The 12,244-nt window shown below is 44.8% G+C and carries 7 protein-coding genes; 1 reads left to right on the forward strand and 6 read right to left on the reverse strand.

Translation table 11 applies throughout. The features are described 5' to 3' along the window. Window positions 1-45 precede the first annotated feature (45 nt). Window positions 46-543, forward strand: a complete 498-nt coding sequence (locus tag QUA27_RS11845) for an HmpF-related protein (RefSeq protein WP_333068159.1) — start codon at window positions 46-48, stop codon at window positions 541-543. A gap of 142 nt (window positions 544-685) precedes the next feature. Here QUA27_RS11845 and crtB read toward each other — a convergent pair whose 3' ends face one another. From crtB to QUA27_RS11875, 6 genes are all read right to left on the reverse strand, one after another. Beyond that, window positions 686-1,615 carry a 15-cis-phytoene synthase CrtB gene (gene crtB, locus QUA27_RS11850; RefSeq protein WP_242722403.1) on the reverse strand — a complete coding sequence of 310 codons (930 nt, stop codon included), beginning with the start codon at window positions 1,613-1,615 and terminating at the stop codon, window positions 686-688. Window positions 1,616-1,706: 91 nt separating this feature from the next. Beyond that, window positions 1,707-3,080 (reverse strand): 15-cis-phytoene desaturase, encoded by a 1,374-nt coding sequence (gene pds, locus QUA27_RS11855; protein ID WP_333068161.1) that lies wholly within the window; start codon window positions 3,078-3,080, stop codon window positions 1,707-1,709. Between the two features lie 464 nt (window positions 3,081-3,544). Further along, on the reverse strand, window positions 3,545-6,973 hold the full coding sequence (locus tag QUA27_RS11860) for an Eco57I restriction-modification methylase domain-containing protein (RefSeq protein WP_333068163.1): 3,429 nt from the start codon (window positions 6,971-6,973) through the stop codon (window positions 3,545-3,547). A gap of 229 nt (window positions 6,974-7,202) precedes the next feature. Beyond that, a complete protein-coding gene (locus QUA27_RS11865) occupies window positions 7,203-10,601 on the reverse strand; it encodes a helicase-related protein (protein ID WP_333068164.1) in 3,399 nt (1,132 codons plus the stop codon). A 111-nt stretch (window positions 10,602-10,712) separates the two neighbouring features. Beyond that, window positions 10,713-11,963 carry an FAD-dependent oxidoreductase gene (locus tag QUA27_RS11870; protein ID WP_333068165.1) on the reverse strand — a complete coding sequence of 417 codons (1,251 nt, stop codon included), beginning with the start codon at window positions 11,961-11,963 and terminating at the stop codon, window positions 10,713-10,715. Window positions 11,964-12,094: 131 nt separating this feature from the next. Further along, window positions 12,095-12,223: a hypothetical protein gene (locus tag QUA27_RS11875; RefSeq protein WP_333068166.1), complete on the reverse strand. Its 129-nt coding sequence runs from the start codon at window positions 12,221-12,223 to the stop codon at window positions 12,095-12,097. Window positions 12,224-12,244 lie beyond the last annotated feature (21 nt).

A 12,244-nucleotide genomic window follows, 5' to 3' on the forward strand; every position in this document is an offset into this window, starting at 1 on the left:
GCGCTATCGGGCGAATGATACAATTCCCAATTCCCAATAACCCTTATGTTATATTTAGCTAAAGTCCAAAGTCAGGAAGTTTTAGGCGAAGCTTCCCTGCAATTGCTGGCTTGTCAAAATGCTGATGGTACTTGGGCGATTATTGGTGAACAAAATGTGTTGACATTAGCGACAGATTTTGTTAAAAACCCAAATAACTCCGCCGCTAATTTCTTAAATGAAGGTGTTTTAGTATTAGCAAATGTTGACGAAAAGAGCCAGGTTTTGCATATTCAAGCAGCGACCAACTGGGTGCTACAATTAGTAGAGAAATATTTAACAACAGGCTTTACTCCCGATTTTTTGCAGCAAGAAGCCCAGAAAGCAGAAGATTGGAGGCAATCTCTCACTTTGCAAAGTCAAGAATTGTCTCGCCGCTTGATTGAAGTTGAAGCCCGCCGAGAACAAATTCAAAATTTAGAAGCAAAACTCCAGCAGGAAAAGCAATTGTTGGAAAGTTCGATCGCCCAATTGCAAATTCCGCCAGCTACTCCACTAATTTGACTTAAATTAACACACCAAACGTAGGGACACGGCACTAGCGCATCCCCACAAACCTAATATGCAATTTGCTGGACATCATATAATTTGTAACTTGACAAATACCCCTTACCAGTTGCCCAATCGCCAGCAAAATTGCCTGCGGCTAAAGCACTTTTGACTTCATCCAAGCGGCGGGGAGACACAGCAGTTTCTGAGAATTGCTAACATAAGCCCGCTTCTGAAACACATCGTATTGATTGCGTTCGATCGCATTTAAGATTCTGCTGTACAGCATGGTAGCAGCCCAAACAGTCCAGCGGATATCGGGACTGAGCACTTTAATTCCCGGTTCGGCGCTGGCGTATAATTTGCGAGCTCGCTGAATTTGAAACCGCATCAATTCCCGCCAGCGGTTGTCAATTACACCATTGAATAAATCTTCTTCGGTGTAGTTAAACAAGGCTAAGTCTTCTAAGGGTATGTAAATGCGGCCGCGGCGGGCGTCTTCTCCGACATCGCGCAGAATATTAGTCAACTGCTTGGCAATACCCAGGGCTATCGCTTCTTCTTTGGGAATTCTATTCCCCCAGTGCCAATTCCAGTTAGCAGCGGAGCTCGATTCGCCTACACCCATGACAGACATCGACATCAGCCCTACAGTACCCGCTACTCGATAACAGTAAAGATTGAGCTCTTCAAAAGTTTCGTAGCGGCTGCGGTACAAGTCCATTTGCTGGCCCGCAATCATCTCTCGAAACGGCCCAATGTCGATCGGGAAACGAGACAGCGTATCCACCAACGCTACGTCGTAGTCGTCGTGAGGATGGCCGGCAAACACAGATTCTAGCCGTTTTTCCCACAGATTGAGGGTTTCAGGGGTCGTTGCATCAGAACCCGGCCCGTCTACGAGTTCGTCGGTGCGGCGGCACCAGACGTAAATCGCCCAAATCGCCCGACGCTTGGCTTCGGGCATGAGTTGAGTGCCTAAATAAAAATTTTTGGCATAACTCGCCGTGACTTGGCGGCACAGTTCGTAAGAGTCATCCACAGAGGCCAGAGTTCTCATGCACTGGAGTTTTGACAGTTGCAGCATCCGAGAATAAGAAATTTAAAGATTAGAACTGATTTTCCCCCGTTTAGAAAACGGGAGATTTTTTACGTCTTTATGAAAAATTCTTAATTTTTCATTGGTTATTGGCCGTTGAAATAGCCTGCGCTGTCAGCTTACCAGAAAGCACGGCACCTTCCATACTCGCAAGATAACGCTGCATCGTATAATCCCCCGTTAGATAGAAATTGCTAATCGGAGTTGTTTGTGTGGGACGGCACTGCTGGCGTCCGGGAGTGGCTTTGTAGACGGAACGAGGGGTTTTGACTACGTGATATTTGAGCAGTTTGGCTGGTTCTGGGATTTGATCGGGAAAGAGTTTTTCTAACTCGACCATTGTGGCTGCGACGATATCTTCGTCAGACTTGCCTATCCAGTCTTTGGCCGGTGCTAAAACCAGTTCCAGCATTGATTTGTCTGGGTTGGCATATTCGCGGCAGGTGTTGCTCATGTCGGCGTAGACGCTCAGCAGGGGCGATCGCGAGAACAGCAAATGGTCGATGTCAGTTAATTTGCGATCGAACCACAAGTGTACATTAATGACGGGTACTCCCTCCAAGCCTTCGAGCTGTTTGAAATAATCCATTTCGCCCCAAGGTTTCGGCATCATCAACTTCAGCGGGTCAACCGGCATCGCGGAAACGTAAATATCGGCCGTCAGAATTTCTGACTCTGCCCCTTTTACTCCCCGAATCTGGAAGCCGCGCACCGTGTTGTCATCGTTGAGCAAAAACTCCCCGATGGGTGCATTCAGCCGTACTTCACCGCCGCGCTCAGTTATGTAGTCTACCATCGGCTGACACAACCTCTCTGTGGGGGAACCGTCTAAAAAGGCCATTTTCGAGCCGTTTTTCTCTTGCAAGAAGCGGTTGAGGGCTGTCAGCAGTATGGTTGCAGATATTTCGTGGGGGTCAATGAAGTTGAGCGCCTTGGACATGGCGATGAATACTTCTTTTTCGACTCTGGGGGGGACGTTTTGCTTTTTGAGCCAGTCGGAAAACGAGTATTTGTCCATTGCTTCGACATAGTTTTGACCCTGAAGCATCGCCGGAATCAAACCGATGCCAAAGCGGATTTTTTCGGGCCAGGTGAGCATATCGTTGTTGCTCAAGATGGCTGCGACGCCGTTGAAGGGGGCGGGAAGGTCGGGAAAGTCAAAGCGGGAATAGGTTCCGGGGGTTTCCGGCTGATTGAAAATCATCGAGTGCTCTTTCCATTGCAGCCGGTCTTCAATGTCAAGTTCTTTGAAGAGTTGGAGCATATTCGGGTATGCGCCGAAGAAGATGTGGAGGCCGGTTTCGTACCAGTCGCCGTCTGCATCTTTCCAGGCGGCTACTTTGCCGCCGAGTACGTCTCGACTTTCTAGGACTATGGGGGTGTGGCCCGCGTCGGTGAGATATTTAGCGCAGGAAAGTCCTGCTAAGCCTGCTCCGGCGATCGCAACTCGCATTTGATACTACTTGGCCTCTGTGTTCGCTTCGGTTTAATTATACTTTACAACTCGTTACATTTTTTTGGGAAATCTGTAGGGAGACGGCTGTGCTTGGAGGTGTCAACAAACACGTTAAACCGACAGTCCGGCAAGGGTTGAAACCCCTGCCTCAAAGCGAAAGTCCTCTCAAAGAGGACTAATGAGTTGTTCTTCAGTCCTCTTTCAGAGGACTTTCGCTATTAGACAGGGAATTCATTCCCTGGCGGACTGGCGGGTAGGCGGGAGGACTGGCGGAGGAAAAGAGGACACGGCAATGCCGTTTCCCTAGCGCAAAATCATCAATTTTCATGCACGAGATATGTAACTACCGCCCAATTATTTGTAGGGAAACGGCACTGCCGTCTCCTCTTCTTTCCCCCTGCAAACGTGCGATAGGCTTCCTGTCCCCCCCTTGTTAAGGAGGGTTAGGGGGGATCTCCAGATTATCCCGCAAAGGTGCGATAGGCTTCCAAAGCTGCTTGTTTGACGGTTTCTGGCACAATCGGAAAAGTAGTCAAAATATAGGCAAATTCGGCTTCGGTTAAGCCGTAAAGGTGGGCGATGATGCCGTCTAATTCGGCTCGCAATTGAGCGCGTTCTGTTTCATCTGTAACACCTTCTCGGTGGGAGTTTAAGCCGACTTCTTGGGCTAATTCGTCAAATTCTGGGGCGGTGCAGATTAGTTTGGCGGCGCGCTGTACGATGTCGAAGAAGTATTTATCGCCTGATGTTAATCTCGGCATCGGTAGCTGGTAAAAAATAAATGCTGAGAATGAGCTTGTCACTCTTGGTCGAGCAATAAAATCAAAAGTAAATGAATTTAATACTCCACAAACTAGCAAAAGCTCCTGATTATTAATTTGGGATTTGACCAAGCTACTTGTGGTAAGCTTATGATTAGCAAATACATTTTTCGAGAGTAAAGTAGCGATGACAGTTCGTATATCTGTATTTCTCGCTATTTCACGAAATACTAATCGATACTTTTGGTAATCCAACGCTTGCTCACTATCTTCTTTTTTACCTAATAAATCTTGTCGCCCTTCATCCTCATTTATCCAATATTTAGGTTTAGCATAAAGATGAGTAAACTGATGAATCATCTTACCTTCATAAAGTGGCAGTCTCCCTTTCCCTGGTTCTTGCTTGAATAAATGACTGTCATTAGTCATGTGAAATTCAGCAGTTAGCCGCAGATTCCATTTCCCCTCAATCTGTTCCCCCAGCAAAGGGAATTGCAGCATTTTCTCAGCAATCCGAATATCTCCCTGATTTTTAAACTCCATCACCGACAGAGAGTCAGGAGACAACTTCCGCACTAATTCAACGTTAACTTGCAAGCTATCAGCACTAGGAAACCTTTGTAGTTCATCCACATCAAGACGCATAAAAGCTGAGGGAAACTCAGTTGTTATCCCATCCTTCTCAAAAGTAAGGACAACTATTTTGAAACTCTTATGAACTCCTTCAAAAATTGTTTTCCGATTTTCTAAACAAAATAACCCCGTGACTTTGGTTTGACTAAATAACATCTGCCGCAGTTGCTTAGTACCCAAGTCAGTGTAAATTCCACTAGGAATCACAATCCCACACTCGCCACCGCTGCGTAAGAGATTAAAACATTGCTCTACAAAAAGTTTATAGAGGTTAATATCAGTACCTGCTTTTTTACCATTGACAATCGAAATCTGATTTTTGTACTGTTCCGCTGAACGATAGTAAGCACTGATATGGGGAAAATTGCTCTGATATTCCAACCAAGCATTAGAAACCTCTGTATCTTGCAAGAGTTTCTTTTGCTCTTTTTCAAAACTCTTAATATCCATCTTTTTTTTAGTCACTAAGTTGCTATAATTAGCAAAAAATTCTTTAGCATCTGGCTTAAAAATTTCCCAAGGTGGATTGGTAATAATCGCATCAAAACCGCCCCGTTGATGCAAAATTTCATCAAACTCATAGCCCCAGTGAAAAGGCTTCAAAGCTTCTATATCAGCGAGACTCAGGCTACGCTTAATCGGCTTACCGCTAATCTGTGCTTGTTCAAACTTAATTTTTAACTGCTTAAAATCTTCCAACAAAATCTTATTAATATTTTCGATAGCCGAGGCTTTCTTTTCGGCAATTTCATCTCGCAAACTCTGCAAGTTTTGGCTATAGGTAGTCGCATGACGGTAAATAGAAATCAGACGGTTTTTCTCGTCTAAGACTTGTCTGTATGTCTTGTGAAACAAATTTAACTGAGCTCGACTTCCTTCATATTCTGCGTCATCCACCCGCAGTAATCCAATTAAGGAATTCCCCGCCATGATGTTAAAGTCAATATTCGGCAGCGGTTCCAAGTCGTTGACATTCTGCGCGGCAGAAACCAAGGCCAAAAACAGTCGCAGTTTAGCAATTTCCACTGCTTCCGGCATGATATCCACGCCGTAGAGGTTGTCGCTAATAATCTTTTTTTTGATATAGTAGTTGAGTGATGAATGCTCTTTTTCGATTGTTTTGAGGTAATTATTGAGGTAGTTATCGGTTAAAAATTTGCTTGTACCGATGACTGTTGAATAGATGTAAATCAGCGTTTTCATGGCTGCGACTAAAAAGGCGCCGGAACCGCAGGCTGGGTCTAATAATGTTAAGTTTGGGAGGATTTCTGTTAGCAGGCGGCGACAGAGATTGGCATCGAGATTGGTGAGGAGTTCGGTGATGGTTTCAAAGTGACGGGGAATCGGGCATTGGGCATCGGGCATGGGGAATTGGGCATGGGAGGAAGAGTTAAGGGATTGGTTGACTCTATCGAGGATTAGTTTGTTGATTGTGCGATCGCACAAATATTCAGTAATCTCCGGTCTGGTATAATAAGCACCAAAGGCTTTTTGGTTAATGTATTTCTCAAAAATGTATCCCAAAACCGCCGGATTAATTTCGTTTTCGTTCCCACCCACTGTATCGTCGAGATTCCAAGAATAGCGCCCAAATAAATCTAAGATTTTCTCAAAAGCAGCATCGGGTATGGCGATATTCGGATAATTTTGTTCGATGGGATGTTCTAGAAACAGTCCCCCATTCAAATATTTAACATCGCCGATTAATTCTTTAACGCCTTCCTCCCGCAAATCCCGAGGTTTAGCAAATCCATCAAAAAACAGTGTTTTCAAGAATTGCGAGTAAAATAAATCCGTTCCCCGCTGCTTGCTTTCGACTAACTTTTCCTGCAAATACAGCATTTTTCCGCTGTCGATAAATCCTTTGCGCTGCAAAAAATAAACAAACATCAAGCGGTTGAGTAAAACCGAAGTATACCAGCGTCTATCTGTTTCCTTGTCAATGCCGCGAATCACACTTAAAAATTCAACGTGTTGCTGTTTAAACTCTTCAAAAAACTTTTTAGTTACTCGTTCGACATCCAATCCAGCCTGCAATCTTTGGGCGACATCAATCACCGAAAGCGTGTCTAATTCTTCTAAATCAACCTTTAAAGCTGTCACTTTACTCAGCAGCAAATCGCAAGGTTCCCGTTTCACGTACACATGATCGCGGGGATAAAGTTTTGTACCTTCGCGCTTTACCCAATACCACAGACATTTAGTGCGATTTTTGTCAATAAAAATCAATAGATTTTCGGCGGAAATTTGGACGATTTCGCGATAAATCGTCAGTCTTTCGGGGCTGTTGGGGATATTTCCGCTAGCGCTGGTAATTTCATATACAACTACTCCGTTAAGTTGGGAAATGGCTTTTCGGAAATAAGTCTCGCCTTCTATTTCTAGAGGTACGGTTTTGTGGGAAGATGGATTATCCCAACCGAGTTTTTGGACGAATAATTTATTAAATTCAAAGTCTTGGAGAAGTTGGCGGGATTCTTTAAGTGTTTGTGACATAGTTATATATGAAAGAAGAAGGAAGTTCGGCAACGGATTCTGTAACGGATGTAACGGATGTAACGGATGGAACAGATTTCAGTCCGAAGGAAGAAGGAAGAAGGAAGAAGGAGGTTAAATCTGAGATGTTGTACTCTTTTCAATAACGGGCAAGATGCCCGTTCCACAAGGCTTAATTTGATTGTGGAATGGGCATCTTGCCCGTTCCCGGTTTCTCGACTCCCAATAATTATATCTCCTGAAACAAGCCTAAAGAACAAATAATCATGGGTTCCCGTTTGTCTTCGTCTTCATTGACTATACACAAACGATCATCCATCCGCAAACCCACGACTAATTCTGCTAATTGTCGATCGCCAATACCGCTTTTTAACTGCCGATTCAAGGTGTCAATTGCCGACTGGCGCAGGGGATAGCGGTAAATTTCATCGATTGCCTTTGCCAATTCATCGGATGCAAATATTGTACCATCCATTTCCTTAAAGTAACTCTTCAAACGTTCATAGGTTCGGAACCTGGCCCCGGAAGGCCGGCCCAATTGTCCGCCCGCATTTTGCTCTTCTTCTGCTATCAACTCTGCACCTTTTGTGACTAATTCGTGATGCTGTTTGTCTTTCGGAATAGCTGGGGTCGATTCGTCGCAAGCTGCAATTCTTAAAATTGCCAGTTGCGATTGAGTAACGCTATTGCCATCGCGATCGACCCAAATTAACGAATCATTTCCCTCGGCGGTTTTCATGTACAATAAAACTCCTTCTGGTTGCAACGGTGCGGGAGTATGATTGCGAGTGGAATAAACTACATTTGGCATTGACTCAATCGTTTTTTTCAAAATAGGGTTGTTGTCAGTGGCATTTTTCCAGATTTGAAAAGCTTCGGATGTTAAGTCAACTTCGGCATCTTCTTCGCCATCTAAAATCCCTGATTTTTCATTGTAAATATCTAGAATGACTTGAGGTGAGTCATCCTCAAAAAATGTCTCATCGGTTCCGACAACCTCGGCATTTTCTTGCAAGCGCCGGCGCAGTCTTTCGCGCAGGTTGATAATGCGATCGACTCCTTCATCCGGCAAGAATGAATAACACAAAATCTGCTCAGCTTTTTGACCGATTCTGTCCACCCTTCCCGCCCGCTGAATCAACCGAATAATTGCCCAAGGTAAGTCATAATTAACGATAATCGCGCTGTCTTGCAAGTTGTGACCTTCACTCAAAATATCGGTAGCAATTAAGATTCGCAATTCTTGTTCTGGCGAGATTTGATCCACCTTGCCGCTGCTAGTCGGACTAAACCGGAATGTCAGTTCGGTGGGGTCTTTTGATTTACCTGTCACCGAGGCAACGCCCCCAATATTTAGGGCCGTTAAATTATCAGTTATATAGCGGACTGTATCGGCAAACTGAGTAAAAATTAATACTTTATCATGGGGGTGAGTTTCTGTGAGCAATTTCACCAAAGCAGCTAACTTTTCATCTGGTTGAGAATGCCATGCACCGCAAGTTTGCAATACTTCTATCAGACAGTGGGCATCGGCTAGCAAATCCCGTTTTAACTTCTTGGTATCAAAGAAGTCAGATTTTAGCCATTTAAACCTGCGTTTATAGCGCGTTTGATATTCTTGATAAACTACTTCTGCGCGCTGTTTAAAACTCTTTTCGTTTAACAGTAATTGGGCTTCGATATCTAAAACTTCGCCCGCATCATCTTCGATTTCTTCGCTTTCAAAACTGCTAACCACCACTGAATCAGCATCTTCATCGCTGTTGCGGGTATCCAACAAGTCTGCATCCTGAGTGCCGATCGGAATATCGCAGTTGTGGTCGATCGCATATAAGTAGATAAAATTCCGCAGGATATGTCGCTCGATCGACTGAATAAAGGCACTGCCGCTGCTTTCTAGGCGCTTAAACAAGTTTGTCCGCGAAAATCCCATTAACCGACGACCCCCACGGAATAAGGCATTTAACTGCCGCTGTTCTGCTTCAGTCGGCTTTTGTTTGGGTTTTTTGGCAATGTAATTTCCGAGTCCGTAACGCGGCAGATTTAGTGCATTGATGACTTCGACAATTTCCTCAAAGTCAAGCTGCGTATGGGATTTAGCTGCTGAGACTTCCGAAGAAAACTTAATAGTTTTTGGAATGCGATCGGGAAAATAGGAGCGCGTGCGATCGGCAAATTCTAAATATTTGCGCCCCTTCTCTGCGTCAGTTTCCGCATAATTTTCTTTGATAAACGAGCGAGTGCGCCTCACCATGTAGCGCTTCATCAAATCTCGCCAATCATCAGGATGTTCGCTTTTTTCAAAAGCAGCTAAAGAGCGCACGGAACATTGATGCCGCTTAATAAATTCTAACTCTCCTTGACTGCCTCCGCCCAATTGATTCAGCAAAGCTTCGGGCCGCAGTCCTAAATTTTGATCTTCAGGAATAAACAGCCGCAACTGAGAAGATAAATCTAAATAGGTTTTGTTGTAGGGAGTTGCTGAAAGCAAAATACATTTACTTTCGTTGATAGCAATATATTCTTGAATCGCTCGATATCGCTTGCCTTCTCGGTTTCTCAGGTTGTGACTTTCATCAATTAACACAACTCGATAGCGGCGTAATTCTGGCAATTCTTGCTGCACCCGACTGATGGATAAGACTTTCGCAAGCAGGCGAAAGTTATCTGCATATTCCTGCCACATTTTGACTAAGTTTTTGGGACAAATAATCAGGGTTTCCAAGAGACAGTCTTCTTGTAAAATTTTGGCGATCGCCGTACCGACTAAAGTTTTACCCAACCCTACAACGTCGCCAATAATCACGCCTCCCCGTTTGGTAATGTGACGGGCTGCTAGCTTAACGGCTTCTTCTTGAAATTTAAATAAACCCTTAAAATCGCGGGGAATCTGAAACTCAGCAATACCTGCGATCGCCTCGCGGGACAAATGATAGACAATGTTTAGATAGATGTGATAAGGGGGAATTAGTTCGGATCTCGCCCAACTGCGATCGATAATTTCTGCGAGTTCTTTAGAAATATCAATACAGCCGTATTCTTCCCAGCGATCGTCAAACCATTTTTGTAACTTATTACAAGCATCAAAATCTAAAATATCAATATTCAATTCCCCTTGTTTCGATAGTCCCGATAAAGTCAGATTGCTGCTGCCCAAAAAACCTACAATTGGGCTGTTGGGGTCTTGACGGTGAACGAGATATAGCTTAGCGTGAAGCGGATAAGCTAAGAAAAATTTAACAATGACTTTTCCGGTTTTAATCTGATAGCTTAACCTGCGTAATCCTGCTTCATCAATATCACTGGGAGCGCCGATAGTCAACTGCTGACGAAATTCCTCAGCCATCCGTTTTTTGAGCCGAATAATGGCATTATTGTCAATCCCGCTGTGATGGGAAATTAGGCTAAAACTAGCATTCAATTCATCGGTCGGCAAACTTTGCATTCCCACCAAAAGGCGGCAGCAGGCTCCTGGATTTCCCACATAAGCTTCGATTAAATCGCCAATTCTCCGCCATCCCCGAAGATTGAAATAGCCAACGCAAAAATCTGCCCGATAGGAGAGTTTAATGGTGTCTCGCAATGCTGGTAGCAGTGGCAGTTCGATGTTGTCAAAAATGCGTGGCACTGGGTTTCCTCTGTTATATTATGGGTGAGTGCGAAAGATTTTCGTCAAAAAACCCGGTTTCTGACCACCCGTGCGTCATTCTACCTCTATATTTAGGATTGGTGTATCTGATTAATTTCGCAGCCGAACCCGGTTTAATCCAAAACCAATTAATCGCGCTGGAATATTTCGCAAAATTGGTAACTGCAACAAAAGTGGCGGTGTAAACGGTCGATTTGTATCTAATGCCCCTTTAATAATTCGCTCCTGTACAAACGACTGAAATGCTTGAATGATGCGTGTGGGCAACTCCCGCTGTCGCTGCACCTCGGCCAAATCCCACAGATGCAAGTGATTGTTTTTCAGGGGGGCGCTGAGTACATTGGCCGCCACGACAGCATCTTGAATAGCATAGTTAATTCCCACACCGCCTACGGGCGACATGACGTGAGCGGCATCCCCAATTAAGAGTAAACCGGGACGATACCAGCGGGGAAGGCGACTCGATTCAACGGACAGAAAAGAAATTTGCGACCAATCTTTTAGTTGCTCGACCCTATCTGCAAATTCTGGTGCTAATTCAGCAACAGATTTTTGCAAAGCTTCTATTCCTGATTCGCGCAATTTCTGATACCTGCCTTTCAGAATAATGTAACCGAGTTGCCAATAATCCAAGCGGTCAATTATGGCTAATAAATGACCTCCACCAGCTCGACCTCCCACGCCGAAATCTTTGACATCATGGGGACTGCGCGGCAAACGAAACCAAAGGACATCCATCGGCGGGGAAGTTTTAATCGGTTCAAAACCTGCTAATTGGCGAAGGCGAGAAAAGCGACCGTCTGCACCGACAGTGAGGGTCGATCGCACTTCATGCCATCCCCCGCGTCCCCGGTATCGAATTCCGCACACAACCCCATTTTCTACGATCGTTTCTTGGACATTAGCTCCCGTTACTAGCTGAAAACTGGGGTAGCGCTGCGCTTGGGCAGTAATGAATTCGAGAAACTTGACTTGAGGAAGGATAGTGATGTAAGGATACTTGGTTTTGAGACAGGCCAAATCTACGAGTGTGGCGGTATTCCCAGCAGCTTGGATGGTGAGGCGGCGCATTTTTGTATGGGGCAATTCCAGCAATTTTTCTGCTAAACCCAATTGATCCATAATTTCCATTACTGACGGATGCAGCGTATCGCCCCGAAATTCTCGATCGAAATCTTTGTGTAGTTCTAGCAGGATGACTGGAATGTTTTGCCGCGCTAAAAGTAATGCTAAAACAGCACCGGCGGGCCCACCTCCGACAATGCAGCAGCTTGTCTGCTGCACGTCAACGATCGAGTGTTCTTGAGAGGATTCTGAATTTTGAACAGAGTTGACAGTCATATTTTTATGTTCCTGTTTGCTCAACAATCCTGCTAGCTGCTTTTAGTTTAGCAAAACGCATTAGTTAATCAATTCTCTATTTTTTTTGCTGTCAAAAGATGGACATACACGGCTTTCCCACGTTGACACTCCTACTTCTCAAGCCGATCGCCAATCCACCAGGCGAGCGATCGCACCCAGCCAACCCCAGCCGCTAGCCCCAAGTGAGGCAATCCCCCCGCAGCCCCCGCTTCTCGACGCGGTACAATAAGTGCAATCATACTTAACGCTTATATTGAAAA

Source organism: Microcoleus harperi Pol14_C6 (genome assembly GCF_036701295.1).
Taxonomy (GTDB): domain Bacteria; phylum Cyanobacteriota; class Cyanobacteriia; order Cyanobacteriales; family Microcoleaceae; genus Microcoleus.